Source organism: Halalkalicoccus sp. CG83 (assembly GCF_037081715.1).
In the GTDB taxonomy this organism is placed as follows: Archaea; Halobacteriota; Halobacteria; order Halobacteriales; family Halalkalicoccaceae; genus Halalkalicoccus; species Halalkalicoccus ordinarius.
In genome coordinates this window covers 2,089,990-2,114,448 of sequence record NZ_JAZDDH010000001.1, presented here as the reverse complement: position 1 = coordinate 2,114,448, position 24,459 = coordinate 2,089,990, and the positions used below count along the sequence as shown (strand labels likewise).

Sequence of the window (24,459 nt, the reverse complement as noted above, 5' to 3'; positions counted from 1 at the left end):
TCTCCTCTGGACTAGCCGTCGGTTCGAGCTACCATACTTCATCCGTCCGAAGAGAGTAGTTCTAGGGAGCCGACATAGCCGTAGATCCCGATAGGACACGATCGGCTCAGAAATCGGATTTCTGATGGCCAGTTCCCTGGTCGAACTCGACACATCTATGGAGATCTCCCGGACTGTACTCAAGAGTATACGGTTGCGGAACCGACCATCCGTCGTAGATGAGGGTCAGGCGGCGGCGCGTCACGTGGATCGTCGTCGGACTCGCCGGCTGTATCGGACGCGACGAGAACGGGACCATCGGTTCGAACGACCCCCCGAGAACGAGTCGACAGAGGAGGACGAACGAAACGTGAACGAAGACGAGGAGGACACGACAGACGGGACGTTGCCTGAGTGCGTCGAGGAGGTCTCGTTCGAGGTGTTCGAGGTCGAAAACGGAACCGGCGAGGAGTCGGCGTCGGTGAGTTTCGAGAACGACCGCGTGCTCGTCAGGGGAACGATCGGGGGCGAGAACGGATGTTACACCGCACGGATCGCGGACGTCTCGCTTTCGGACGACGAGCACACTATCGCCGTCGAGAGCTACGAGGACGCAGATGAGGGCCAGATGTGTGCCCAGATGCTGGTCGGGATCGAGTACGAGGCCCGCGTTGAGTTCATCGATGCCGAACCGGGAACGGTCGTCGTCGAACACGACGGCACCTCGGTGACGACCAGGACGCGGTGAGCGACGCCGCGAATCCGCCGATCCGGCCCCGAGACCTGGGAACGATGCAACGGCGGTCGGCCGTCCAAACGGCTGACCGTTGCGGTGATCCTGACTCGACCGCCGAGGAATCCGGATCGTTGGGGAGCACGCAGGTGACGAACGAGGGCTGCGGACTCGATGACTAACTCGGAGAACCAGTCGAAACGTGATCGAGTAGCCGAACGCGTGTAGCGAGAGATCGTCCGAATCGACCTGTTCGAGGACGGTTCGACGATCGACAGGTCTCCGGCCGGGGGTATAGAGAGACCTACGGTGCCTCTCTCTTCTGTCGACTCAAGCGGATCGGGAGCAAGCGGGACCGGGCTGCTCCGTAGCGTGAGTCCCTCGCTTGGACTACACACGCACTCCGAGTGTCAGAAGAGCGTTACAGCGGGCCAATTCGTCCCGGAGACGGTGTCGAGTCGCTTGGACGATCGTAGATCTTCTGGAGACTACGTTTCCACCGGCTACACCGTCTAGCCGGGAGTACGATCCACACGACTCGATAACAGGTTCGTCCGAGTGGCGTTCTCGAGTGACGAACGGTTCACGCTACAGCGAGGGGGCGCCGCCCAAGTCGTGGTTTCGAATGAGTTGGCGGACTTGCGGAAGGGTGGATGACGGAAGGTTCGACGGCGACATCCACTTGTACTCATGAATGCCTTCGTCGCCGTTCGGTCGTGGTGTAGATACGAGTGAACACTCGAAAACGGTGTAGGCCGAGAGTGTGCGTTGAGAGCTCGAATGCGCATACCAGATGGTTGCTACTGGTTCACCGATGAGAGCGCGACACCACAGTTCCTCGAACAGTTCTCGGGTGAGGCACTCGACCAACGATTCATCCGGGTCCACACCACCGCCGGGAAGCGTCCAGAACGGAAACCCATTTGCGTGCTGTTCCTTGACGAGAAGAACCCGTTCAGGCGTTGATACGAGTGCTTTCGTCCCCCGTCGGACATACGAATGGGCACCGTAATCAGCGCGTTCCTCGTCCGTTAAAGCCGATTCGACCTGTTCCATCTCATGCATTAGCCGTTGTTTTGCATACATTAATCATAAATATTTGGTACGTATACAGCACGGAGAGGAGGTATATGACGTTCTCATCGGCCTCATTAGCCCGTTTCTCCGCGAGCATTCGACCACAATCGCCATCGCGGACCAGTGAGGTCTCGAGTGATCCGGCGAGTTAGGCGTAGTAACGGGAGTTTGAGAACGGCGTTGAATTCCGCTAAGAGACGAATCAGGGAGGAGAGGACGTCTACAGGAGATGTCCTTCGAAATGTGGTGTTACCGCGGGGCTGGAGGATTCGCTTCGGAATAGAAGATCGATCTTGGATCGGTTTATAAATCAGACGTATTCCGAGATGGCGACGAACTCAACCTCTCTTTAACTCCTCGTCTTGGGGGGTTCGTACTACTACTTTACTGTTACAGTACTATATAATAGCACGAATGAAGGGACGAATCGACTCGAAGCGTAAGTAGAGCAAAACGCCTGAGTGGTTCTTCCTCCGCTTTCCGTCTAGACTGATCCAGTGTTGTCCCTTTCACCTGGAACGGAGTTCTCTCGAACTCCCGTTCGAGACCGCAGACCGTCCACAGGCGTCCGATCGATCCGGCCCGGATCCGACAGTCGCCCTCCGGGGCGCGACTTCGACGGCAACCGGACTCACAGCACCTACACGCGCATCGAAACGAACATTCGAACGGACCTCGTCTGTGTTTCTACCTCTCGTCTGGATACGAGATCCGGGGACGACCGCTGCGGCGCGATCCGAAACCGAGAACGACGTCTCGTTTCCGTCTATCCACCACAGTTGAGACACGGCCGTAGACGTAACGGCTCTCCACACTGACGACAGCTTCCGTCCGGGTATCGGTAGTTGGGCGTTCGATCATCCATAACGATAGATAGCCATCTATGTGCATAAACTTTCTTTATTAATTTATAACACATTAAATATGATTGCGCCCTAATATATCACCAACTCATTCTTGGGTCCGTAGACAGAGGACGTATCGATACCGTCTCCCTCTCGATCCGCCGTCCGAATCGTGTGGGGGTCGAACGGACCGCACTCGATCGAGTCGATCGGTTGGTATCCCGACGTTCGGTGTATAGGCGTCCACTCCGACGACGGACGTCGAGTTTGACGCCGTCACTACGGGAGACCCGGACTTCGAGTTGAAGTACGAACGTGGTCCATCCTCCGACAGGCCTATGCGTCGGACGCTGCGAGGGAGATCCATGGACTCCACCTGGCGGACGATCTTCGGACACGACGATCCGTACGAGAGCCAGGTGGACGGCGTCAAGACCGCGATCGAGACCGCCGAGGAGGGGGGGTTCGCCGTCATCGAGGGAGCCTGCGGCACGGGGAAGACGATGCTCGCGCTGGCCGCCGGAATCGACCGAGTGCGCGACCCCGACAGCGGGTTCGAACGGGTGATGGTCCTCACGAGCGTCAAACAACAGCTCCGCCAGTTCGAGACCGACCTCCGGACGATCAACGCCGGCCTGCCCGACGACTGGCACCCCGTCTCGGGACTCACGCTGGTGGGAAAGGCGGACGTCTGTCCGTACAGCCGCGAGGGTGCAGCAGGAATCGACGGCGCGAACGTCTACGATCGCTGCGAGTCGCTTCGGGACCGGACGCGCTCGCTGGTCGGTGATGGCGGGTCGACGAGCGCGAGCGCGCTGACCGCAGAGGCGCGGGGCCAGCAGACCGGGCTGGCCGACAGCGGAGCCACGGCCGCGCGCTATCTCGAGACCGCGGGCGAGCCCGCACCCTACCCCCCGTCGATGCCGGAGCACGGAGACGTCGAGTTCTGTCCGTTCTACGCCCAGTACCTCGACGATCTGCCCGAGGACGGGGACGCGATCGAGGCCGTCCCGTTCGACCTCACCGAGGAGGGGCTGCTCACGAGCGAGGACCTGGTCTCGCTCGCCGTCTCCCACGGGACCTGCCCCCACTCGACGATGGGCGCGCTCGTCCCCGAGGTCGAGGTCGTCATCGGCAACTACTACCACGCGTTCGACCCGACGACGACCGAGTCGTTCACCGGTGCGGTGCTCGACGACTCGACGTTCGTGATCTGCGACGAGGCACACATGCTCGAGCCGCGCGTTCGCGATCTGGTCAGCGACGGCGTCGGAGACGAGACGCTGCGAAACGCCGAGAGCGAGCTCGCGCGGGTGATCCAGGCGGTCGAGCTCGACGGGGATACGGACGACGCCGCCCTCGTTCGCGGCGAACTCGAGGAGAGCGACGTCACCCTCGAGGAGTGCAAGGAGCTCCGGCGGTTCGTCGGCGATCTGCGAGAGGAACTCGACCGACGAGTCGAGAGCCACCTCGACCGCGAGCAGCCGGGTTGGCGGGCCGACCCCACGTCGCTACCGGACGAGGAGATCCCGCTTCGCGACCCCGAATCGCCGGAGCCCGACGCCGTCTCCGAGTGGGCCGCCGAGGCCGGCTACGACGGCGGGACGTGGGTCCGCGCCCGATCGGTCGGGGCGGTCGTCGAGCGGATCCTCGACGAGGCGGAGGACGAGGATCGCTCCCGAGCGACCTCGTCGGTCGGACGGCTGCTGGGTTCGTGGTACCGGGTGGATCACGAGCGCTACTTCCGGGAGATCGAGCTCGAACGGACGTGGAACGAGACCGAGCCCGAGGACTCCTGGCGGCGGGCCTACTCGGCGCGGCTCGCGCTGCACAACTGCGTGCCGGGCGACGCGATCGCCGAACGGCTCGCGGCGTTCGGCGGCGGCGTGCTGATGAGCGCGACGCTCGAACCGCTCGACGTCCTCCGGGAGGTGACGGGGCTCGACCGGCTCGCGGAGAGCGGCAGGCCGGTCGTCGAGCGGACCTATCCGCTCGCCTTCCCCGAGACGAACCGTGCGAGCTTCGCGGTCGACGCGCCGAAGTTCACCTACGAGAACCGCGGCGCGCCGGGCGAGGAGACCCGGACTCGTCAGCTCTACGGCGACCTGCTGCGCGACGTCGCCGAGAGCCCGGGGAACGTCCTCGTCGGAATGCCCAACTACGCCGAGGCGGAGTGGGCCGCCGCTCACCTCCGCGAACGGGTCGCGAAGCCGGTTCTGCTCGACGAGTCCTCGGGCGACGACGCGACCGAGGCGCTCAAACGCGAGTTCTTCGCGGGCGAGGGGAAGGTGCTGGTGACGAGCCTCCGGGGCACGCTGACCGAGGGCGTCGACTACAGCGGCGACCGCCTCTCGGCGGCCGTCGTCTGTGGCGTGCCGATCATCAACACCGCGAGTCCGCGCACGCGCGCGGTTCGGACGGCCTACGACCGTGAGTTCGGCGACGGGTTCGAGTACGCGCTCACCGTTCCCGCGGTGCGCAAGGCCCGCCAGGCGATCGGTCGCGTGATCCGCGGGCCCGAGGAGGTCGGCGTCCGCGTGTTGCTCGACGCGCGCTACGCCCGCGAATCGTGGGACGGGGTCCGCGAACACCTCCCCGAGAACGAGCGCGAGGAGTTCCGGCCGGTGAGTTCGGACATGCTCTCGCTAGGTCTCGATCGGTTCTGGGACCGCCACTGACTATACGCAGCCGTCCCAACTCCCGGGCATGGCCTTCGAACCCGACGACCCCGTCCTCGAGCGGGTCAGCAACCGACTCATGAGCCAGGGCGTCTACTTCGAGGCGGCCGACCAGGGAGACGACCGCCTCGAGATCGAGTACCGAACGATCTCGCCCGGCGAGGGCGTCCCCCACCAGCAGATCGGACAGGTGATAAACACGTTCCGCGACGTCATCGACGAGGGCTGGGAGCCGACGACCATCGAGGCGACGGTGATCGACGTCGAGGAGGACCACCGGCGGGGACGGTGGCGGATGGAGGAGGGGTGGCTCCGCGCGCTCGAGGAGGGCGAGCTCTCGGAGGTCGAGTTCTCCGAGCAGGTACTAGACACGCTCGAGGAGCCACGCGTCTGATCGCGAGCGTCGATCACGGCCCGCCCGTACACCGCGAGCCGCTATACCATCGACCGGGAGTCGGGCCGCGACGCGGAGCGCTCCGATCGCTACTCGAGGTCGGCGAGGATCTCCTCGGCGTGGCCTTCGGGCGAGACGCCCTCGTAGGCCGCCGCGATCCTGCCGTCCTCGACGACGTAGGTGTTTCGAAAGGTGCCGTCGAAGGTGTTCCCGCCGATGGTCTTCTCGCCGTAGGAGTCGTACGCGGCTGCGACCTCGCCGTCGGGGTCGCTCAGCAGTTCGAACGGGAGGTCGTACTCCGAGGCGAAGTCGGCGAGGTCCTCGACGGAATCGTCGCTGATGCCCAGAACGGCGACGTCGCGCTCCTCGAAGGCGTCCCAGGCGTCGCGAAACCCGCGGGCCTCGGTCGTACAGCCGGGCGTGTCCGCCCGCGGGTAGAAGTAGACGACGACGCGTCCCTCGAACTCGTCGAGGGAGACGGCCTCGCCGTTCTGGTTTGCGAGTTCGAACGCGGGGGCGTCGGCTCCGACGTCGAGCATGCCGGAGACAACGGCTCGCGGGTCAAACCCGTTTCGATGACCCTGCCGGAACCATCGCAATCCGACGAAAATGACGTGCTGAACACGGAGGATGGATTCAGCAGACCGGTACGAAGAGGAAGCGAACCGAACCGTGAGCAGAGACAGCCAATACCCGAGATGTCCGGCAACTGCAAGCACGGCACTTTCGCCGAACGCGGCCAGTATCCATCGTGAGCAACACGCCAACGTCCAACCAGACGAACCAGGCTGCCGAAACCGACCAAAGTCAGGACACCCTTGACACGGACGTAATGCAGTGGTTGAGCGCCATCGTCGCGCTGGTTGGGCTGTACCTCGTCGCCTCGCCGTTCATCTTCGAAGCCACCGAGACGGCGATCTGGAACGACAGGCTCGTCGGGACAGCGATCTTCCTGCTCGGCGGATACAACTTCTACCGACTGTCGAAGGATCAGTTGGGGAGGAGTAGCATCGCATCGCTGGCCGCCCTGCTCGGACTCTGGGCGCTCATCTCACCCTATGTCATCGAGATGGGAAGCACCGAACTCGCGAGGAGCACCGTTATCTCCGGTCTGATCATCGCGGTCCTCTCGGCCTACAGCGCCTACGCCAACGACGAAGCCGACATGCCTGAGCCGCCTCTTAGCGCATCATGAGCGTGCTTTGCGGGATCTAACCGTCTTTCGACATGCGGTTGTGGAGTCCGCTTCTCCGTCGTGTATCGGAACGGATCCGATACACGTCAGACCGATGAATAGTCGTTGATCTAGGCTTTTCCGATATCGTTGCGGTCCGATCCTCAGAGGTAGGTGTCGCGTACCGTCTCCGCGAGCATCGAGTCGGGATCCGGGACCAGGTAGACGACGACGAACGGCTCGTCGACCGGATCGAGGACGAATATCTCGTACGGCTCTGGCGAGTGATCGGAGAGCCGTTCGACGAGCGGTTCGAGCGGCATCGCGCCCGTCCGGAACTCCTCCCAAAGGTCGCGCGCACCGGACTGCTCGGCGAAGACGTAGACCGCGCCGTTGGGTTCGTTGTCGGTGCTTCGGGTGGTCTTCCCGAGGACCGCCTCGCCCTGCAGTCGGGCGTCCTCACAGAGGTCGCGGGCGACTTCGAAGAGGTTCGTCACGCTTCCGACGAAGTGGATCCGCGTCTCGGCGACCGCCTTCCACTCGGCGAGGGTCGCATCGCCGTCGTCCCACTCGACGGTCGCCTCGATCAGGTAGCCGGGTTCGAGCCCCTCGCCGCCGGAGACGGCGATCGGATCGGTCGTCTCGCGGTCGACGAGCAGCCACTCCCCGTGGGGGTCCCCCAGGACGCGGAACCGCCCGCTCGTCGTCGGGTTCATGGTCGAAGTAGCGCGTTCCGCGGGATAAGCGGACCGAAAGACGGAGGCTCGCTCGGACGCGAGAGCCCACCGTGAAGCAGTCGACGTTCGTCCGGCTCGGCCTGCTCTCGTTCGGTCTCGTCCTCGCGACGTTCGTCGTTCGGGGCACGACGCGGCTGTTCCTCGGCGAGCGGACCGCGACGCTGCTCTCCGCGCCGGTCGGGCTGTTCACGCTCGCCCTGCTCGTCTGGCTGTTCCTGGCCGCCCTGCTGGCGGTGACGGGCGTTCGGCCGATGGAGTCGGATCTCGACGGGGGTTAACGTCCCGAGGACGTCGGCGTACGTATGGAACGCCTCGGTGCCGCCCTCGGCGGACTGGCCTTCGCGATACTGATCCTCGGCGGGTTCGTCGCCGTTCGCGTGCTCACGCGACTGTTCTATTCGGTCGTCCTCCTCGTCGAGACGCTCGCGCTGGTGGCCCTCGCCGCGCTGCTGGGCTATCTCGTCTACCGGATCCTGCTCGGCCCCTCTGACGACCCGCGCCGGTCGCGCTAGTCGTCGTTCGTCTCGCACTCGACCGACCACGAGACGTCGCCGACGGCGCCGAGACGGTCGTAGAAGGCACGCAACACGCCCGAATCGGTGGTCGCCATGACGTGGACGTCGACCCGGTCGTCGTGTCGAACGACGCGAAAGACGCCGTTGCGCTCGGCGTCGCGTACCAGATACACGGGTGCGGGCAGGTCGAACCAGTCGCCGACGGTGTAGCGCTCGTCGGCGAGGGCGCGTTCGACCCGGTCCTCGACGGCGCCGTCGTCGGGCGTGAGGGTGAACACCGATCCCCTCGTGCGCTCGACCCCGCCCTCCCGGTACTCGCGTTCGGGGCGGGCGGGGATCCGGAACGACGGCTCGTCGCTCATGCCGGCTGGAGGGCGCCGACGGGCTTCAGTTTGCCGGCCGACGGACTTTTTCCGATATGCTATTCTAAGAATTAAACAGATACTGATAACATCTAAACGAACGGATCCATTTGTGCATGTCTGACAATACCAATCAGGAACGAAGATCGAGCCTGAGCCGACGTACGTTCCTCGCCGGGGCGGCTGCGGGGACGGCGCTTTCGCTGTCGTCGGTGCCAGCAATCGCACAGCAGGACGGTGACCTCTGTTCGCAGGAGGGCGTCGACTGTGGCGTGGTGGCGACCGGCGCCGACGGGATGGTCGTCTCGGTCAGCCCCGAGGCGAGCGAGGTCGGCGCGCGCGTCCTCAGGGAGGGCGGCAACGCCGTCGACGCCGCGATCGCGGTACAGTTCGCGCTCAACGTCGCCCAGCCACACACGTCGGGCATCGGCGGCGGCGGGTTCATGCTCTACTACGACAACGCGACCAACGAGGTAGACGTCGTCAACAGCCGCGAGCGCGCGCCGGCTGGCGCTACCCCCGACATGTTCCTCGACGGCGGCGAGCCGATCCCGTTCGACGAGCGCCACACCCACGGCGACGCGGTCGGCGTCCCCGGCACGGCGAGCGGTCTCCGACGGGCGGCCGCCTGCTACGGATCGATGCCCATCGAGGAGCTGATCGATCCCGCGATCGACCTCGCGGCCGATGGCGTTCCGGTCAGCAGCTATCTCGCCGAACAGCTCGTCGAGAGGGAGTGGAAGCTCAACGACGCCGCACGCGAGGTGTTCGTGCCGGGCGGCGAACTGCTCGAGGAGGGCGACTCGCTCGTCCAGCCGGATCTCGCACGCACCCTCGAACTGCTGCGCGATCGGGGGATCCGCGAGTTCTACGAGGGCGAGATCGCCGACGCGATCGCCGAGACCGTCCAGGACGCCGGCGGCAGCATGACCGTCGACGACCTCGCCCGGTACGAGGCGACCCTCGACGAACCGGTCCAGGGGAGCTACCGGGGCTACGACGTCTACTCGATGTCGCCGCCGAGCTCCGGGGGGCTGACGGTGATCCAGATCCTCAACCTCCTCGAGCCGTTCGAGTTGGGCGAGAACTACGACGTGCGCGAGGGTACGAAGTACCACCTGCTCGCCGAGGCGATGCGACTCGCGTACGCCGACCGCGGCGAGTACATGGGCGATCCGGAGTTCGTCGAGGTGCCCAGCGAGGGGCTGCTCGATCCGTCGTACGTCGCGGGGCGACGCGAACTCATCAGTCCCGACGCGCTCAACGAGGACCCTCAGCCGGGCAACCCGTGGCCCTACCAGCGCGGCGAGGCGCCGTCGGCGAGCCGACCGACCGAGCGCGCAGTCGGCCAGACGACCCACTTCACGGTCGCCGACGGCGAGGGCAACCTCGTCTCCTACACCACGACGATCGAACAGCCGTTCGGCTCCGGAGTGATGGTCCCCGACTACGGCATCATGCTCAACAACGAGCTCACCGACTTCGACGCCGAACCCGGCGGCGCGAACCAGGTCCAGCCGAACAAGCGGCCGCTCTCGAGCATGAGCCCCACGATCGTGGCCGAGGGGGACGAACCGTTCCTCACGGTGGGCTCGCCCGGCGGACCGACGATCATCACGTCGGTCGTCCAGGCGATCCTCCACCACGTCGAGTACGGCCTCGAACTGATCGAGGCGATCGACGAGCCGAGCATCTACGCGCCCGAGTCGCCGGAGATCACCCGCTGGGAGGAGGGGATCCCGGAGGACGCGCGCGATGAGGCGGCCGACCTCGGCAACGAGTGGGTCGAGAACGTGCCGATCGGCAACGTCAACATGCTCCGCGCCAACGACGTCTACGAGGGCGCAGCCGATCAGGTCCGCGAGGGGATGGCGGTCGGGATCGACGAGACCGCCGACTGAAACCACAGCCGTTTCATAACTTATTTCTTAGACGTTCAGTTCTTCTGCGGCCGAGCCGAACGAAACGGATATCTCCCGATACATATATGTTTCGTCAGATTCGAATAGGTGGATATGGCGAATGACGTCACGGACGGTTACGATCGACGCAGAGTACTGAAAGCGGTCGGCATCGCCGGGGCGTTCGGCCTCGCCGGCTGTGTCGGCGAGGAGCCCGAGGGTGGCGACAACGAGAGCGGGGGCGATCAGGAACCCGAGGAGGGCGGCCAGAACGTCGTTTGGGACGCCGGCGGCACCGGCGGGACCTACTACCCGCTCTCGGGCGAGTTCAAGACGATCGTCGAGGAGAACACGCCCCACGTGTTACAGGTCCGCTCGACGGGTGCGAGCGTCGAGAACGTGGGGAACCTCGAGAACGAGGAGGCTGACTTCGCGCTGATCCAGAACGACGTCGGTTACTTCGCGTTCAACGGCACCGGCCTCGATGAGTTCGAGGGCAATCCGGTGGAGACCCTCCGCGGGGTCGCGACGCTCTATCCGGAGACGATTCACATCATCACTCGCCCCGACGCGGGCATCGAGTCGCTCGAGGACCTCGAGGGTACGACGGTCAACACCGGCGACCTCGGGTCGGGTACCCAGGTCAACGCCCTCCAGATCCTCGACAGCGTCGGCCTCTCGCAGGACGACTTCGAGGAGCAGAACACCGGCTTCTCGCAGGCCGGCGACCAGCTCCAGGACGGCGACATCGACGCGGCGTTCATCGTCGGCGGCTGGCCCGTCGGCGCGGTCGAGGAGCTCGCGACCACCGCGGAGATCGACATCCTCAACATCGAGCAGGAGGACCGTCAGACGATCCTCGAGGGCGCCGAGTGGTTCGCCGAGGACACGATCCCGGCCGGCACCTACGACGGCATCGAGGAGGACGTCGACACGGTCTCGGTCCAGGCGATGATCGCCACTCACGAGGCCGTCGACGACGCCCTCGTCGAGGACGTCACCGCCGCGATCTTCGACAACACCGACTCGATCAGCACCAAGGCGGACTTCATCTCGGCCGACACCGCCCTCGACGGCATGTCGTTCGAGATGCACCCCGCCGCCGCGGCGTACTTCGACGAACAGGGCTCCGGAAACGAGAGCAGCGGGAACGAGAGCGAGAACGAGACGGAGCAGTGATCACGAGCCAATGACACGGTAGACCGCTCCGACTCCCCGCGTTCCTTCAGGACGAGCGTGAACCCCATTCCATCGAGATCGACAGTTCGCCCGCTGGTAGTGCTGGCTCTCGTGCTCGTCCTCTCGATCACCGCCGTCGCGACCGTCCCCACGACGGAGCGGGTGCTCGTCGTGGCGAGCGATGACGGTAAGGTACTGCTTAGCGAACCCGTCACTGATGACACCACGGTTCGGCTCGAGTACACGCACAGCGTCGAGAAAACGCCCGTCGCGGACGTCTACACCGTCGACGGGACGACTCTCCGAATGACTCACATGGAATTCAACTCCTACGGCGCGGGCCTGCCCTCGGACGCCCCGGTCGAACGGGCGGCCGACGGCGAGGGCTACGTCTACGAACTGGATCGAACGTACGACCGACTCACGGTGTCGCCGGGCGATCGGGCCGGTCACCGACTCGTGATCGACGAGGTGCACTACGACCTCGTCGAGCGGTCGGGTGGGGAGCCGGTCTCCATCTACGTCACCGAACGCGAGACACGAGTGATGGACGATGTCAACTGATACCGCTCCAGCCGACGAGGACATCGAGGGGGAGAACCCCGACGAGATCCTCCAGGAGATCGAACGAAAGCGGTCGCTCCGCGGATGGGGGGCGATCGTCGTCGCGGCCATCGGCATCGTCTTCTCGATCTTCCAGGTCTGGATCGCGGCCCGCGGCTTTACGTTCTACCTCGCGATCCCGTTCACGGGGATCCGGTTCGATATCGCCGCGCTCCAGCAGCTCCAGATCAACTCGGTTCACGTCGCGTTCGCGCTCGTGCTCGCGTTCCTGATGTTTCCGGTGAGCTCCAGGGACGGGTTCGTCTTTCGCGGCCTGTCGCGCGTCTTCCCCGCCGCTCGCGACCGATTCGGCGAGAGTCACGGGGTCACGAACGGGCTGCGACGGGTTCGCGGGGCGGTCCGCTGGGCCGCTGCGGATCCCGACCGCGACCGCATCACCCCCGTCGACTACGCGCTCATCCTCCTGGCGCTGCTCTCGCCGCTCTACATGGTCCGGTCGTTCGACGAGATCCGCCAGGCGCGCGTGCGGGGTCTCGGGATCGGTCGCTCGATCGACGAGGTGTACCCGATCCTCGAGGCGCCCGTCTCGGCGGTCTCCGCGCTGGGGATCCCGCTCGACCAGACCTCCTACATGTTCATCGTCGGCGTCCTCGGAATCCTGCTCGTCCTCGAGGCGACCCGGCGGGCGCTCGGGTTCTTCCTCATGTCGCTGGTCGGGGCGTTCATCGTCTACGCGCGCTGGGGTTACTTGATCCCCGGCGACGCACCGCTGATCGGGACGCTCTCGATCGGTGGGGTCGCCTGGGAGACGATCGTGCGCTATCTCTGGTTCACCACCGAGGGGATCTTCGGCATCCCGGTCATCGTGAGCGTTCGCTTCATCTACATCTTCATCCTCTTCGGCGCGTTCCTGGAGATGAGCGGGGCGGGCAAGTGGTTCATCGACCTCGCCTACGGGTTGACCGGCACTCGCCAGGGCGGTCCCGCGAAGGCGAGTACCGTCGCCAGCGGATTCATGGGCATGCTCAGCGGCTCGTCGGTCGCGAACACCGTCACGACCGGCGCGTTCACGATCCCGTTGATGAAGCGTTCGGGCTACTCCCCCGAGTTCGCCGGCGCCGTCGAGTCCTCGGCGTCCTCGGGCGGGCAGGTCCTCCCCCCGGTGATGGGTGCTGCCGCCTTCCTGATCATCGAGTTCACCGGTACGCCGTACGCGGAGGTCATCATCGCCGCGACGCTGCCCGCCATCGCCTTCTTCTTCGGCATGTGGGTGATGGTCCACTTCGAGGCCGTCCGCCAGGGTATCGGCGGGATCGACCGCTCGGAACTGGTCGACCTCGGAGGGCACCTGAAGGGAGGGTGGTTCTACATCCTGCCGCTGGCATTACTGCTGTACTTCATCATCGGGGCGCGCCTCTCGATCGCGCGTGCCGGCTGGTACACCATCATCGTGATCGTCGCGCTCGTCGCGCTGCTCTCTGCGTACGACGACCGAACCCGCATCCCGCTGCTCGGATCGATCCTGGCGCTCTTCGGCGCACAGACCGCCGCGTACGCCGCGCTCGGCGGCGGCCTCCACCAGGTCGTCACCGGAACCACCGGCGCCGCCGTCGGGATCACCGGCGCGCTGCGGGCCGCCGTCGGCGATCTGGGCGTGATCATCATTCTCGTGAGTCTGGTAGTCATCCTCGCACGCCCGGCCATGCGCTCGGAACTGCTCGATCTCGACCCCTCGGTCGACGAGAAGGCCGAACGGATCGACGACTCGCTGGGCCGTCAGGGGTTCGCGACCTCCCAGCCGGGTCGGTTCGTCACGTTCATCCTCCAGTCGCTCGACTCGGGTGCGCGCACCGCGACGACCGTCGTCATCGCGGTCGCGGCCGCGGGCGTGATCCCCGGCGTCATCGGTGCGACTGGGCTGGGACCGAACCTGAACGCGCTGATCATCTCGGTCAGCGGCGGGTCGCTGCTCGTCCTGATGCTGCTGGCGGGACTCTCGGCGATCATTCTGGGGATGGGAATGCCGACGACCGTCATGTACGTGATCCTCGTCTCGATGCTCGGACCCGCCCTCGAGGACTTCGGCGTCGCCATCCTCGCGGCGCACCTGTTCATCCTCTACTTCGGGTTGATGGCCGACGTCACGCCGCCGGTCGCGGTCGCGGCCTACGCCGCCGCCGGCGTCGCCAAGGCCGACGAGTTCTCGACGGGCGTGATCGCGTTCACGCTCTCGCTCAACAAGATCCTCGTCCCATTCGCGTTCGTCCTCTCACCAGGTATCCTGCTCTTGCGCACCGGCGAGGGCGGCGAGACCTCGGTGATCGGTCTCGCCGACGTCCTGGACCTCGGCTTCTTCGTCCCCCAGGTCGCGATCCCCATCGTCGGCATGTTCGCCGGGGTCTACGCGCTCGGCATCGCGATCATCGGCTACTACACCGAGGAGGTCTCCGATCTCGACCGTGGGCTGTTCGCGCTGAGTTCGATCGCGATGATGGCACCGGGGCTGCTGTTGCTGACGGTACAGGGGCTCGGCCGCGCGATGGGCGTCTGGTTGGTCCTCAACACGCCGACCCTCGACTTCGCGCTGCGGGGCGTCGGCGTCGTCCTGCTGTTGGCGCTGATGCTTCGCAACCGCGGCGGCGTCGGGACGGACGAACAGCCCGCGCCGGGCGCGACCGCCGAGTCGCCGTAACTCGCCGCCGGCCTTCTCCGCCGATCCGGCCTCCTCCACCGCGGATCGAAACCACTGAGATCCCCTCGGCCGAACTCCGGTCGTGTCCATCATCGACGCACTCATGAACGGCCTCCACCTCGGGTTCGCCGGCCTCTGGGTCGGGAGCGTGATCTTCCTCACGGTCGCAATCCTTCCGGTCGCCCGCGAGGGAGCGTTCGACGCCGCACCACTCGAGACCGTCACAGCCCGGCTGACGTGGATCTCGCGGACGAGCGTGCTGCTGTTGTTCGTGAGCGGCGGCCACCTCGCGGGTACGCGCTACACCGCCGGCTCGCTGTTCGGAACCGGGCAGGGATGGCTGGTGCTCGCGATGGTCGGCCTGTGGTTCGTCCTCGCGGCGCTCGTCGAGATCGGCGCGAAACGACTTTCGACGGGTCTCGCGGAGCGAAAGGTGCGCGCCCCGGCTCGCGAGGCGCGTCCGTACTTCCTCGCGGGATCGGCCGTCGGCGTCCTGCTGTTCGCCGTCGCCGCCCTGTTGTCGGTTCCCTCGGCGATTCCCTTCTAGCGCTCGAACTCTCGTTCGAACTCGCCGATCGTCTCGTCGATCTCCCCGGCGTCGAACTCCTCGCCGCCGTCGAACGAACGATGGAGCCTGTAGGCGAGGTAGACGATTCCGGCAACGACCGCGATCGTGACGACTGCGCTTAGGAGCGACAGCACGACGCTCGCCAGCGCGCTGAGGATCACCAGCGCGACCAGGCCGAGAACGACCAGTCCGGCGGTCTTCAGGAATCGAAGCGTGTCCATGGTCCGCCTTCGCTCCGGGTCCACGTCAACCTTACGCGGGCCACGATCCCGTCGAACCGACGCCGGAGAAGCGGGCTGTCGGCGTTTCCGGGAGCCGTAGCCTTTTGTCCACACCCGACACAGTCGGGCCATGGAGTACACGACCCTCGGCTCGACGGGTATGCGCGTCAGCCGAATCTGTCTGGGCTGTATGAGCTTCGGCGATCCCGACTGGCGCGAGTGGGTGCTGGAGGAGGAGGAGAGCCGGGAGATCATCGAGCGCGCGATTGACCTGGGAATCAACTTCTTCGACACCGCGAACATGTACTCCCGGGGCGAGAGCGAACGCATCCTTGGGAACGCCCTCGAGGGCTACGATCCGGACTGGAGCGTCGTCGCCACGAAGGTCTACAACCCGATGGACGACGACAATCCCAACGCGCGCGGGCTCTCGCGCAAGGCCGTTGAACAGGAGCTCGAGAACAGCCTCGATCGACTCGGAAGGGAGACGATCGATCTCTACCAGACGCATCGCTGGGACGACGAGACGCCAGTCGAGGAGACGCTACGGGCGCTCGACGACGCCGTTCGCCGAAACCAGGTCCGATATCTCGGCGGCTCGTCGATGTGGGCCCACCAGTTCGCCGAGGCGCTCCACACCAGCGACTCGATGGGCCTGGATCGGTTCGTCACGATGCAGAACCACTACAACCTCGTTTACCGCGAGGAGGAGCGAGAGATGCTGCCGCTCTGTGCGAAGGAGGGGGTCGGCGTGATGCCGTGGAGCCCGCTCGCGCGTGGCTACCTCGCCCGGCCGGCCGAGGAGATCGACGCCACGAGCCGCGGGGAGTCGGAGGAGCACATGTACCGCCACCCCTATCGCGAGGGCGGCGGCCGCGAGGTCAACGCCCGCGTCGAGGAACTCGCCGAGGAACGGGGCGTCACGATGGCCCAGATCGCGCTCGCGTGGCTGCTCCACCAGGACGCCGTCGACGCTCCGATCGTCGGCACGACGAGCGTCGAACACCTCGAACAGGCCGTCGAGGCGCTCGAGATCTCGCTGTCTGAGAGCGACCTCGACTACCTGGAGGAGCCGTACGAGCCGGTTCGGGTGTCGGGCCACACCTGATCCGTCCGTCGAGCGCCGCCGGGCCGGCTCCACGGGTCGAAGCGCCCCGAGCCGAACGGGCCTTCGACCTCTCCGCTACCTCAGGCGCTTTCGTTCCCGCCGGTGGCCTCAGCGTCCTCTCCCCCTCCATCGGAGGCGGCGTCCGTCTCCTCCGTCCCGGTGTCACCGGCGTCGGCTCCATCACCGTTCCCCGAGTCGTCCGAATCTCCGGAGTCCTCGGCGTCGCCACCTCCCGCATCGCCATCGGTTCCTCCACTTCCCGTATCGTCGGTTTCTCCCGATTCGGTTCCGTCGGTCCCGTCAGTTCCGTCCTCGCTTCCGTCGTCGGTGCCGCCGTCCCCACCGCTCTCGGTTCCGCCGTCACCGGCGTCTCCGGTGCTCTCGTTGCCGTCCTCGGCGTCCCCGGAGCCCTCCGACCCGTCTCCGGTCTCGTTCGCCTCCTCGGCCTCGCCGTCGGTCTCCTGGAGGGAGCGTTCTGCGGCGGCGTCCATCTCCAGCGACATGCCCTCCATCGCCGTCTCGCTCGAGATGAAGCTCCCCTTGGTCTCGATCCGATCGGCGTTCTCGAAGATCGTCGTCGTGACGTTTCCGACGACCTCGTCGTCGGTCCCCTGATGGGTGGCGATCATCGCCCGGACGGAGACGACGTCGACGTCCTCCTCGAGGCCGTCGTAGGCGTCGGCCGGGATGACGTCCGGCGTGAGCCACTCGGTCCCGTCGGTGATGGCGCCGCGAGACTCCTCGTCGAGACTCAGGAGGTTGACGTCGCCAGCCACCAGGCGTTCCTCGACCGCCTCGATCGGCCAGTCGCCGATGACGAACGCCGCGTCGACGTCGGCGAGGGGATCGCCGTCCGTCTGTGCGAACCCGATGCCTCGAGCGGCGTCCCCTCGAACGACGCCGTTCGGTCGGGCAGTCCGCGTGAACCCCTCGTTTCGTTCGCTGAAGTCGCCCTCCGAGAGGCCGACGTTCTCGAGGATCCGGAGCGCGTTGACTCGCGTCGCGGAGTCGACGGCGCCGGTGTCGATCGTCCTGCCCTCGAGGTCCTCGAGCGACTCGATGCCGGCGTCCGCCCGCGTGAGGACGTGGATCCCCTCCGGATAGAGCGTCGCGACCCCGCGGAGGTTCTCCGCTGGCTCTTCCTCGAACGCCTCGAGACCCGTTCCCGTCCGGCCGAAGTACGCGAGGTCGTTTCGCACCGTCGCGAAGTCGAGGTCGGCGCCGTCGAGACTCCGGAGGAGGTCGACGCTGGCGGCCTCGTCGGTCTCGCCGTCGACCGTCCGGAGGTCCAACGAGTAGTCGGTCCCCTCCTCGATCAGTTCCTCGAACTCCTGGCTGAGTTCGTAGTACGTCTCCGCCGTCGCCGTGGTCGCCCAGATGAGGTTCTGACTCCTCGATCCCGATTCTCCCGACTCGCCTCCCGGAATGCTGTCGGTACAGCCGGCGAGACCCGCCAGACCCGCCGCGCCGAGCGTCCGCAGAACCGCCCGCCGATCGGAGCGTACCCTCCCTCCATGACTTCGTTCGTCGTCCATGCGGTCACTATCGCCGCGACGGTGGAAAAAGGGTCTCTTCCCTCCGGCATAATACATAATATTATTATTAAACTGATCGTTAGTAGCTGATCGATCCGGAACTTCGAGTCGGCGTCGTGAACGCTCACGCTCGTTCGGGCGGTTCGTCTCTCGGGGGCCCGAGTGACGCCTTCGAACCGCGTTCCACCCTCCTCGGTCGAACCACCGGATGATCTATGGTCGTGTCATCCCATATCACGGTAATGCCGAACCCCATCAACGCACGCTGCACCGACTGTGGAGCGACCTTCCCGCGGGAGGAAGCCACCACGGAGACGGAGAACGCGCTGGCGTGTCCGGCCTGTGGCTGCTCCGTCGTTCGAGGGATCCCCGCACAGCACACCACGCTCGTCCGCCAGGAGAACGCGTGGTGTGGCTCTTGTGGCGCGACGTTCTCACGGACCGAGGCCGTCACCGAGACGAAGGGCAAACTCGCGTGTCCGGCCTGCGGAGCCAACGACGTCCGTACCGACGAGAACGACCCTTCGTAGCGCGTTCGCACCGCCGGTTTCGCGATCAGCGGCCGGAACGAACAGGACGTAAGTAGCTGGCGTCGGAACCGGCGGGCGTGCACCGAGACCACTCGACGACGGACCGACGACGCTTTCTCCTGCTCGCCGGTGCGACGACCGCGGGCACCGTCGGGCTCGCGGGGTGTAGCGACGGAGAGGGCGAGGACGGGAACGGCGGGGTAGACGATCCGGAGGACCACGACGAAGCCGAGGGTGACGACCCCGACACGACCGACCGGGACGACGAGGCCGGCAACACCACGGACGGGGAGAACGAGACGGACGGGTAACGCCTCGAAACGCTGAGCCCGGATGCGGCCGTGTTCACCCTCTTCGATCCTCGATCGAGTGGGTTCGGAGCCACCCATGCCGACCTCGGGATCGGATTCGATGCGACCTGCCTCACAGTCGTGGGGCGATAGACGTGCGGAGCGATCCGAGACCCCGACGTGTGCGTCGCTGTGGGTTCCTGGATTCCTCGTTTCGTATCGCAGCCGATCGTTCATCGCTGGGTCTCGGTTCTGGTGGCTTTTTCGTCCTCCTCGACGTATCGTCGGTCATGGCTGTCACCCACGAGAACCTCACGATCGACTGGCTGGGCTACGCGACCTCGCGGATCACCGACGGGGAGAGCGAGGTGCATCGCACCTCGGAAACGAGCGGTGACGCACCGCGAGAGCGCGTCGTCTACGTCGACCCCGGACGATACGGCGTTCTCGACGCCTACGACGCGCGAGACGGCGATCTCGTGCTCGTAACCCACGACGACCACTACGACCCCGACGGGATCGAACGCGTCGCCGCGCCCGACGCCGTCGTCGGCGTGTTCGAGGGGATCGACGCGGCGGAGATCGATCGCGACTCGCGGCCGGTCGAGGAGTTGGAGTACGACGTCCGCCGGATCGGGATCGGCGACTCCTTCGAGGTCGACGGGATCGCCGTCGAGGCGATCAGCGCCTACAACACGGCCGACGGCCACACGCGCGAGGACGGAACCCCCTACCATCCCGAGGGCGAGGGCGTAGGCTACCGGCTCGGGATCGACGGGACCACCGTGTTCTACCCCGGCGACAGCGACGTCGTCCCCGAGTACGAGGGGCTGACCGCCGACGTCTTCCTCGCGCCGATCGACGACGCCTACACGATGTCGCCCGACGCCACCGCCGACCTCGCCGAGCGCCTCGGCGCGGAGCTGGTCGTCCCGGTCCACTACGACACGTTCGAGGCGCTCGAGGCCGACGAGGAGGCGTTCGCCGAGGACGTCCGCTCGCGCGGGCTCCGCGTCGAGGTGCTCGATCCCGACGTCGCTACCGCGCGACCGTAATCCCGGCCGTTCATTTCGATCGAGGTCCAACGGGGCCCAATGCGCTCGCTCCACTCCCGGATTCGGATCGTCTGGCTGTTCCAGGCCGTGCTCACCTCGGCCGTTCTCGCGGCGATCGTCGCCGCCGCCGACCGGTTCCTCCTCGGGATCGGGACGTGGCTCCCCGCAGCGGTCTTCCTCGGGCTGTTCTCGCTGACCGGCGTCCATAGCCTGCTTCGATACCGGGTATGGCGCTACGAGATCCGCGACGACGAGCTCTATCTCGAACGCGGCGTGCTCACGCGCGTGAAGACGGTGGTTCCGTTCGTCCGGATCCAACACGTCGACTCGCGGCGAAGCCCACTCGAGCGGCTCACGGGGCTCGCGAGCACCGTCGTCTACACCGCCGGCTCGCGCGGCGCGGACGTGACGGTCCCCGGTCTCACGCCCGACGGCGCCGACGACCTCCAGCGCCGACTGAAGGCGCTCGCGACCGCCGCCGAGGGTGACGACGCCGTATGAGCCAGGCCCTCCACCCGCTCTCGGTGCCCTACCGGATCGTCCAGTCCGGGCTGGGCTACGTCCCCCTGCTGATCTTCCTCGCGGTCGCCTCCGGGCCCGTCGTCGGCGACCTCACGCCGGTCCTCTGGTTCCTGGCGATCGTCCTCGGCGTCGTCGCCGTCGGGGGTTGGCAGCTCGCCTACTACAGACGCTTCGCCTACGAGACCACCCCCGACACCTTCGACATCCGTTCGGGCGTGATCTCGCGGCGAAATCGGGAGATCCCCTACTGGCGCGTTCAGAACGTCGACATCTCGCGGAACGTCGCCCAGCGCGCGCTCGGCATCGCCCAGCTCAGCATCGAGACCGCCGGCGGCGGCGAGACCGAGGCCGTCCTCCGGTACGTCGGCTACGAGGAGGCCAAACGCCTCCAGAACGAGCTCCGCAGGCGAAAGCGCCGCGAGGAGAGCGAGGGCGAGACGGCGACTCACGAGGAGTCCGAGCGCCTCCTCTACGAGATCACGCCCGAGGACCTCGCGGTGCTCGCGATCGCCTCGTTCGACCTTCGGCTGGTCTCGTTCGTCTCGGTGCTGCTGTCGGTCGTCGCCCCGCCCGTGCTCGTGGAGATCATCACCGATCTGCCGGTCGACCCGCTGTTGGTGGTCGCGGCGGTGATCGTGCTCGTCGTGATCGGCTCGGCGATCCTCAGTGGGGCCAACGCCGTGATCAACACCTACGGCTTCCGGCTGACCCGATCAGGCGAGGAGTTGCGCTACGAGCGTGGCCTGCTCCAGCGCTACGACGGCTCGATCCCGCTCGATAAGGTCCAGCTGCTCGCGTTCCGCGAGAACCTCCTCAAACGCGTCTTCGACTACTCCTCGCTGGTAGTCGAGACCGCGGGCTACGCCCCCGGACAGGGCGGCGGCGTCGGCTCCGAGTCGGCGGTCCCGATCGCCGACCGGGAGACGACCTGGCGGATCGCCCGGGAGATCGAGCCCTTCGAGGGGCTCGAGATGACCCGCCCGCCGAGACGCGCTCGCAGGCGCTACGCGTTTCGCTACCTGATCGCCCTCGGGGTGCTCGCGGGCGTCGTCTACGCGGTGACGCTCGCACTGGGCATGGAGATGTACTGGTACGTGGTGTTGCTCGGCGTTCCGCTCGCGCCGGTCGCCGCCCACTACAAGTGGAAGTCCCGGGGCTATCACGTCGGCGAGGGGTACGTCGCCACCCGCAGCGGGTTCTGGAACCGGACCACCCGGGTGGTTCCCTACTACCGCATCCAGAACGTCATCGAGAGCCGGACGGTGTTCCAGCGCCGCTGGCGCCTGGCGAGCGTCCTGATCGACACGGCCGGGTCGAGCGGCCTCGTCGGTGGCGGTTCGCGCGCGTTCGACCTCGACGCCCGCGAGGCGAGCGACCTCCGCGAGACGGTCGCCGCTCGGCTGCAGGGCGCGCTCGCCGAGCGAAGACGGCTCGCCGCCCGCGAGCGGGCGATCGAACGCGCGCTTCCCTCCTTCGAGCAACCCGGGGAGTAGCGCCCTATAACCAGTCTGCGGCGGCCTCGAGAGTCCCCAATGGCGCACCGGACTCGGCGTTCGACGCGAGCTCCGCCGGCTCGCTCCCTGCTCTGGCCGCTCTGCAGAGGGCCTGCGCTGGTGGCCACTTCATGACCGGGAAGGCTCTGCATCCCGACGGCGGGTGGCTCGCGTTCGGATTGGGAACTGACGCCCGACCTGACTCTCTTTTCTCCCTCGTGGAGTCGGTCCTCACACGCTGGAGCCGTGCTTCACGGCCACGACGGTCATCCGTTCGCCTCGCTCCCCTCGTCGGACTGGGTCAACAGCACCGCCATCATGTTCTGTACGTAGCGCATCGCCGTCGCGACGGCAAGCACCCCCTCCATCAGGCTCTGTCGGCTGACGCCCTCCGGATAGATCCGGTGTTCGAGCTGGATCGTGTGGACGGAGTCGAACTCGCATCGGTTCCCCTCCTCGTCGAGGAAGGTGTAGAAGCCCGGCGTCGCGGCCAACACTGGCCCGATGCGCGTGAGGAGATCCCGTCGCGCCTCGGGATCCTCGACGAGCGTCGCGGTCCGTTCGGTGTCGAACGCGGTCCGCCCGACGATCCGCAGCGGACCCGTCGGCTCCTCCTTGATGATGTGAAGCGGGAGCAACGACAGCTCGATCTGGAGGTTGTACTCCGCGTCGCCCTCGGTGTCCTCCTGGACGTCGCTGACGACCTGCTCGTCGAGCCACGCTCGGACCTGTTCCGCGGTGATGCGTTCGACCATGGCAAGGGGTCGGACGCTTCGCGGAAGAACCTTTACCCGGCGACGGCACGCACTGGCGTTCGCCTCGAGGCGCCGTTCGTTCGCGCTCGCGCTCGCGCTCGATCGAGATCGGGTCTCGGACGGATGACGGGAGAACGACGGACCGAAAGGGCTCGGCTAGTCGCGGGACGGTGGGGCGGCCCCTCTCAGGCCGCTTCGATCGAGTCCACCACGTCGCCGAGAACGGACTTGAGCGCGGTCGAGAGCTCCTCGAAGCGATCGATCGAGATGTCGTCGGTCGTCACCCAGACGCCGTGCTCGCCCTCGATGACCCGGGTGAGGAAGCCGCGTTCGAACATCCTGACGGTGGCCTGATACTCCCCCAACTGGGTGTTCCGGTAGGCCGACTGAGATCTGAATCCTGCCCGTTCCTGTTCGGCGAAGCCGACGAGGTCGGCCGTGCGGTCGAGGTCCGACCGCCGGTAGAGCTGTTCGACGCGCTCCTCGTCGAAGTAAGTGATGCTCCGGAGTTCGTCGCCGACGACGGTGCGACAGACGCTGATCAGTTCGTCCGCGAGTTCGGTGTCAATGATGCGATCATCCATGTACACTATTGATCATCCGAGATCAATACCCCTTCGGTCGGCCGAGCGGTCAGCGAACGATCGTCGACTGGACGACGGCCGGCCGATGACCGATACCGGAGTCGATTTGTCGGTGGGTCTCTCAGACGGGGACATGTCGCGATCATTTCCCGAGATCGGGTTCGGCACGTACAAGCTCGACGATCCCGAGGACTGCGTCGAGAACGTCACGCGGGCGCTCGACGTCGGCTATCGACACGTGGACACGGCGCAGGTCTACGACAACGAGGCGTACGTCGGCGACGCGATCGCGGAGAGCGACGTTCCCCGCGACGACGTGTTCCTCGCGACGAAGGTCGGTACGGAGAACCTCGCCTACGAGGACGTGCTCGGCTCCGTCGAGGAGAGCTGCGAGAAGCTCGGCGTCGAGACGCTGGATCTGCTCTACGTCCACTGGCCGACGAACACCTACGATCCCGAGGAGACCCTCGAGGCGCTCGATGACCTCGTGGAGAACGGCACCGTCGAACACGTCGGACTGAGCAACTTCCGGGTCGACCAGCTGGAGGAGGCCAGCGAGATCCTCCGGACGCCGATCTTCGCCCACCAGGTCGAGTGCCACCCACTGTTGGCCCAGGAGGAGCTCCGGGCGTACGCGGAGGAGGCGGGCCACCACCTCGTCGCCTACTCGCCGATCGCTCGGGGCGACGTCGGGGACGTTCCGGCGATCAACGACGTCGCGGGCAACCACGGCGCGACGGCCGCCCAGGTCGCGCTCGCGTGGCTGATCCGGAAGGGCGTCCACCCGATCCCGAAGGCCAGCGGCGACCACGTAGCGGAGAACTACCGCGCGCTCGAGCTGGCCGATCAGCTCTCGGAGGGCGAGATCGAGAAGATCGACGCGATCGACGAGCGCGAACGACTGATCGATCCCGACGACGCCCCCTGGAACGAGCGACCGGCGGCCGAGTGAGCCGCGGTCGCCGACC

At 66.2% G+C, this 24,459-nt stretch carries 26 protein-coding genes; 18 read left to right on the top strand and 8 right to left on the bottom strand.

Annotated elements, in window-relative coordinates; genetic code table 11:
- The first annotated feature begins 349 nt into the window (after positions 1 to 349).
- Positions 350 to 727 (top strand): hypothetical protein, encoded by a 378-nt coding sequence (locus V0Z78_RS11005; protein WP_336344679.1) that lies wholly within the window; start codon positions 350 to 352, stop codon positions 725 to 727.
- A 573-nt stretch (positions 728 to 1,300) separates the two neighbouring features.
- Here V0Z78_RS11005 and V0Z78_RS11000 read toward each other — a convergent pair.
- Positions 1,301 to 1,777 carry an NUDIX hydrolase gene (locus V0Z78_RS11000; RefSeq protein WP_336344678.1) on the bottom strand — a complete coding sequence of 159 codons (477 nt, stop codon included), beginning with the start codon at positions 1,775 to 1,777 and terminating at the stop codon, positions 1,301 to 1,303.
- Between the two features lie 1,222 nt (positions 1,778 to 2,999).
- On the opposite strand from V0Z78_RS11000, the gene V0Z78_RS10995 reads away from it, so the two are divergent.
- Positions 3,000 to 5,312 carry an ATP-dependent DNA helicase gene (locus tag V0Z78_RS10995; RefSeq protein WP_336344677.1) on the top strand — a complete coding sequence of 771 codons (2,313 nt, stop codon included), beginning with the start codon at positions 3,000 to 3,002 and terminating at the stop codon, positions 5,310 to 5,312.
- A 28-nt stretch (positions 5,313 to 5,340) separates the two neighbouring features.
- Positions 5,341 to 5,706, top strand: coding sequence for a hypothetical protein (locus V0Z78_RS10990; protein ID WP_336344676.1), 366 nt, complete (start codon positions 5,341 to 5,343; stop codon positions 5,704 to 5,706).
- An 89-nt stretch (positions 5,707 to 5,795) separates the two neighbouring features.
- Here the strand turns inward: V0Z78_RS10990 and V0Z78_RS10985 are convergent, their stop codons facing one another.
- On the bottom strand, positions 5,796 to 6,245 hold the full coding sequence (locus V0Z78_RS10985) for a peroxiredoxin (RefSeq protein WP_336344675.1): 450 nt from the start codon (positions 6,243 to 6,245) through the stop codon (positions 5,796 to 5,798).
- Between the two features lie 212 nt (positions 6,246 to 6,457).
- Between V0Z78_RS10985 and V0Z78_RS10980 the strand changes: the two genes are divergently transcribed.
- Positions 6,458 to 6,901, top strand: a complete 444-nt coding sequence (locus tag V0Z78_RS10980) for an SPW repeat protein (protein ID WP_336344674.1) — start codon at positions 6,458 to 6,460, stop codon at positions 6,899 to 6,901.
- A 143-nt stretch (positions 6,902 to 7,044) separates the two neighbouring features.
- On the opposite strand, the gene V0Z78_RS10975 is transcribed toward V0Z78_RS10980, so the two are convergent.
- A complete protein-coding gene (locus V0Z78_RS10975) occupies positions 7,045 to 7,596 on the bottom strand; it encodes a DUF6663 family protein (protein ID WP_336344673.1) in 552 nt (183 codons plus the stop codon).
- A 71-nt stretch (positions 7,597 to 7,667) separates the two neighbouring features.
- Between V0Z78_RS10975 and V0Z78_RS10970 the strand changes: the two genes are divergently transcribed.
- The gene (locus tag V0Z78_RS10970) at positions 7,668 to 7,895 is read left to right on the top strand and encodes a hypothetical protein (protein WP_336344672.1); all 228 of its coding nucleotides are present in this window, start codon (positions 7,668 to 7,670) and stop codon (positions 7,893 to 7,895) included.
- Between the two features lie 24 nt (positions 7,896 to 7,919).
- On the top strand, positions 7,920 to 8,129 hold the full coding sequence (locus V0Z78_RS10965) for a hypothetical protein (protein ID WP_336344671.1): 210 nt from the start codon (positions 7,920 to 7,922) through the stop codon (positions 8,127 to 8,129).
- On the opposite strand, the gene V0Z78_RS10960 is transcribed toward V0Z78_RS10965, so the two are convergent.
- Positions 8,126 to 8,494 (bottom strand): hypothetical protein, encoded by a 369-nt coding sequence (locus V0Z78_RS10960; RefSeq protein ID WP_336344670.1) that lies wholly within the window; start codon positions 8,492 to 8,494, stop codon positions 8,126 to 8,128. The genes V0Z78_RS10965 and V0Z78_RS10960 overlap by 4 nt on opposite strands.
- A 116-nt stretch (positions 8,495 to 8,610) precedes the next feature.
- Here V0Z78_RS10960 and ggt point away from each other — a divergent pair, with 116 nt between their 5' ends.
- The 5 genes from ggt (at position 8,611) to V0Z78_RS10935 (ending at position 15,377) form a co-directional block, all read left to right on the top strand.
- On the top strand, positions 8,611 to 10,395 hold the full coding sequence (gene ggt / locus V0Z78_RS10955; protein ID WP_336344669.1) for a gamma-glutamyltransferase: 1,785 nt from the start codon (positions 8,611 to 8,613) through the stop codon (positions 10,393 to 10,395).
- Between the two features lie 114 nt (positions 10,396 to 10,509).
- Complete coding sequence (locus V0Z78_RS10950) at positions 10,510 to 11,574, top strand: TAXI family TRAP transporter solute-binding subunit (RefSeq protein ID WP_336344668.1); 1,065 nt, start codon at positions 10,510 to 10,512, stop codon at positions 11,572 to 11,574.
- Between the two features lie 99 nt (positions 11,575 to 11,673).
- Positions 11,674 to 12,138 (top strand): DUF1850 domain-containing protein, encoded by a 465-nt coding sequence (locus V0Z78_RS10945; protein WP_336344667.1) that lies wholly within the window; start codon positions 11,674 to 11,676, stop codon positions 12,136 to 12,138.
- Positions 12,128 to 14,830 carry a TRAP transporter permease gene (locus tag V0Z78_RS10940; protein ID WP_336344666.1) on the top strand — a complete coding sequence of 901 codons (2,703 nt, stop codon included), beginning with the start codon at positions 12,128 to 12,130 and terminating at the stop codon, positions 14,828 to 14,830. The genes V0Z78_RS10945 and V0Z78_RS10940 overlap by 11 nt, the downstream gene beginning before the upstream one ends.
- An 82-nt stretch (positions 14,831 to 14,912) precedes the next feature.
- Positions 14,913 to 15,377, top strand: coding sequence for a CopD family protein (locus tag V0Z78_RS10935; protein WP_336344665.1), 465 nt, complete (start codon positions 14,913 to 14,915; stop codon positions 15,375 to 15,377).
- On the opposite strand, the gene V0Z78_RS10930 is transcribed toward V0Z78_RS10935, so the two are convergent.
- Complete coding sequence (locus V0Z78_RS10930; RefSeq protein ID WP_336344664.1) at positions 15,374 to 15,619, bottom strand: hypothetical protein; 246 nt, start codon at positions 15,617 to 15,619, stop codon at positions 15,374 to 15,376. The two genes, V0Z78_RS10935 and V0Z78_RS10930, sit on opposite strands and share 4 nt — an antisense overlap.
- A 130-nt stretch (positions 15,620 to 15,749) precedes the next feature.
- On the opposite strand from V0Z78_RS10930, the gene V0Z78_RS10925 reads away from it, so the two are divergent.
- Entirely contained in the window at positions 15,750 to 16,727 is a 978-nt protein-coding gene (locus V0Z78_RS10925) for an aldo/keto reductase (RefSeq protein ID WP_336344663.1), read from the top strand.
- 80 nt (positions 16,728 to 16,807) lie between these two features.
- Here V0Z78_RS10925 and V0Z78_RS10920 read toward each other — a convergent pair whose 3' ends face one another.
- Positions 16,808 to 18,262 (bottom strand): TAXI family TRAP transporter solute-binding subunit, encoded by a 1,455-nt coding sequence (locus V0Z78_RS10920; protein WP_336344662.1) that lies wholly within the window; start codon positions 18,260 to 18,262, stop codon positions 16,808 to 16,810.
- A 242-nt stretch (positions 18,263 to 18,504) separates the two neighbouring features.
- Between V0Z78_RS10920 and V0Z78_RS10915 the strand changes: the two genes are divergently transcribed.
- The 5 genes from V0Z78_RS10915 to V0Z78_RS10895 all read left to right on the top strand — a co-directional run bounded on the left by V0Z78_RS10915 (position 18,505) and on the right by V0Z78_RS10895 (position 22,152).
- Complete coding sequence (locus V0Z78_RS10915) at positions 18,505 to 18,792, top strand: hypothetical protein (RefSeq protein WP_336344661.1); 288 nt, start codon at positions 18,505 to 18,507, stop codon at positions 18,790 to 18,792.
- A gap of 77 nt (positions 18,793 to 18,869) precedes the next feature.
- Complete coding sequence (locus V0Z78_RS10910) at positions 18,870 to 19,103, top strand: hypothetical protein (RefSeq protein ID WP_336344660.1); 234 nt, start codon at positions 18,870 to 18,872, stop codon at positions 19,101 to 19,103.
- Between the two features lie 269 nt (positions 19,104 to 19,372).
- Positions 19,373 to 20,137 (top strand): MBL fold metallo-hydrolase, encoded by a 765-nt coding sequence (locus tag V0Z78_RS10905; protein WP_336344659.1) that lies wholly within the window; start codon positions 19,373 to 19,375, stop codon positions 20,135 to 20,137.
- A gap of 39 nt (positions 20,138 to 20,176) precedes the next feature.
- A complete protein-coding gene (locus tag V0Z78_RS10900; protein ID WP_336344658.1) occupies positions 20,177 to 20,638 on the top strand; it encodes a PH domain-containing protein in 462 nt (153 codons plus the stop codon).
- Positions 20,635 to 22,152 carry a PH domain-containing protein gene (locus tag V0Z78_RS10895; protein ID WP_336344657.1) on the top strand — a complete coding sequence of 506 codons (1,518 nt, stop codon included), beginning with the start codon at positions 20,635 to 20,637 and terminating at the stop codon, positions 22,150 to 22,152. The genes V0Z78_RS10900 and V0Z78_RS10895 overlap by 4 nt, the downstream gene beginning before the upstream one ends.
- 266 nt (positions 22,153 to 22,418) lie before the next feature.
- On the opposite strand, the gene V0Z78_RS10890 is transcribed toward V0Z78_RS10895, so the two are convergent.
- Positions 22,419 to 22,907, bottom strand: coding sequence for a hypothetical protein (locus V0Z78_RS10890; protein WP_336344656.1), 489 nt, complete (start codon positions 22,905 to 22,907; stop codon positions 22,419 to 22,421).
- 185 nt (positions 22,908 to 23,092) lie between these two features.
- Positions 23,093 to 23,491 carry a DUF7522 family protein gene (locus tag V0Z78_RS10885; RefSeq protein WP_336344655.1) on the bottom strand — a complete coding sequence of 133 codons (399 nt, stop codon included), beginning with the start codon at positions 23,489 to 23,491 and terminating at the stop codon, positions 23,093 to 23,095.
- Between the two features lie 133 nt (positions 23,492 to 23,624).
- Here V0Z78_RS10885 and V0Z78_RS10880 point away from each other — a divergent pair, with 133 nt between their 5' ends.
- The gene (locus tag V0Z78_RS10880; protein ID WP_336344654.1) at positions 23,625 to 24,443 is read left to right on the top strand and encodes an aldo/keto reductase; all 819 of its coding nucleotides are present in this window, start codon (positions 23,625 to 23,627) and stop codon (positions 24,441 to 24,443) included.
- Positions 24,444 to 24,459 lie beyond the last annotated feature (16 nt).

Excerpts from the sequence above, each read along its gene's own strand:
- V0Z78_RS11000 (WP_336344678.1), bottom strand. The coding sequence starts at position 1,777 with ATGCATGAGATGGAACAGGTCGAATCGGCTTTAACGGACGAGGAACGC.
- V0Z78_RS10995 (WP_336344677.1), top strand. The coding sequence starts at position 3,000 with ATGGACTCCACCTGGCGGACGATCTTCGGACACGACGATCCGTACGAG.
- V0Z78_RS10990 (WP_336344676.1), top strand. The coding sequence starts at position 5,341 with ATGGCCTTCGAACCCGACGACCCCGTCCTCGAGCGGGTCAGCAACCGA.
- V0Z78_RS10985 (WP_336344675.1), bottom strand. The coding sequence starts at position 6,245 with ATGCTCGACGTCGGAGCCGACGCCCCCGCGTTCGAACTCGCAAACCAG.
- V0Z78_RS10975 (WP_336344673.1), bottom strand. The coding sequence starts at position 7,596 with ATGAACCCGACGACGAGCGGGCGGTTCCGCGTCCTGGGGGACCCCCAC.
- V0Z78_RS10965 (WP_336344671.1), top strand. The coding sequence starts at position 7,920 with ATGGAACGCCTCGGTGCCGCCCTCGGCGGACTGGCCTTCGCGATACTG.
- V0Z78_RS10960 (WP_336344670.1), bottom strand. The coding sequence starts at position 8,494 with ATGAGCGACGAGCCGTCGTTCCGGATCCCCGCCCGCCCCGAACGCGAG.
- ggt (WP_336344669.1), top strand. The coding sequence starts at position 8,611 with ATGTCTGACAATACCAATCAGGAACGAAGATCGAGCCTGAGCCGACGT.
- V0Z78_RS10950 (WP_336344668.1), top strand. The coding sequence starts at position 10,510 with ATGGCGAATGACGTCACGGACGGTTACGATCGACGCAGAGTACTGAAA.
- V0Z78_RS10940 (WP_336344666.1), top strand. The coding sequence starts at position 12,128 with ATGTCAACTGATACCGCTCCAGCCGACGAGGACATCGAGGGGGAGAAC.
- V0Z78_RS10930 (WP_336344664.1), bottom strand. The coding sequence starts at position 15,619 with ATGGACACGCTTCGATTCCTGAAGACCGCCGGACTGGTCGTTCTCGGC.
- V0Z78_RS10925 (WP_336344663.1), top strand. The coding sequence starts at position 15,750 with ATGGAGTACACGACCCTCGGCTCGACGGGTATGCGCGTCAGCCGAATC.
- V0Z78_RS10920 (WP_336344662.1), bottom strand. The coding sequence starts at position 18,262 with ATGGACGACGAACGAAGTCATGGAGGGAGGGTACGCTCCGATCGGCGG.
- V0Z78_RS10915 (WP_336344661.1), top strand. The coding sequence starts at position 18,505 with ATGCCGAACCCCATCAACGCACGCTGCACCGACTGTGGAGCGACCTTC.
- V0Z78_RS10905 (WP_336344659.1), top strand. The coding sequence starts at position 19,373 with ATGGCTGTCACCCACGAGAACCTCACGATCGACTGGCTGGGCTACGCG.
- V0Z78_RS10900 (WP_336344658.1), top strand. The coding sequence starts at position 20,177 with ATGCGCTCGCTCCACTCCCGGATTCGGATCGTCTGGCTGTTCCAGGCC.
- V0Z78_RS10895 (WP_336344657.1), top strand. The coding sequence starts at position 20,635 with ATGAGCCAGGCCCTCCACCCGCTCTCGGTGCCCTACCGGATCGTCCAG.
- V0Z78_RS10890 (WP_336344656.1), bottom strand. The coding sequence starts at position 22,907 with ATGGTCGAACGCATCACCGCGGAACAGGTCCGAGCGTGGCTCGACGAG.
- V0Z78_RS10885 (WP_336344655.1), bottom strand. The coding sequence starts at position 23,491 with ATGGATGATCGCATCATTGACACCGAACTCGCGGACGAACTGATCAGC.
- V0Z78_RS10880 (WP_336344654.1), top strand. The coding sequence starts at position 23,625 with ATGTCGCGATCATTTCCCGAGATCGGGTTCGGCACGTACAAGCTCGAC.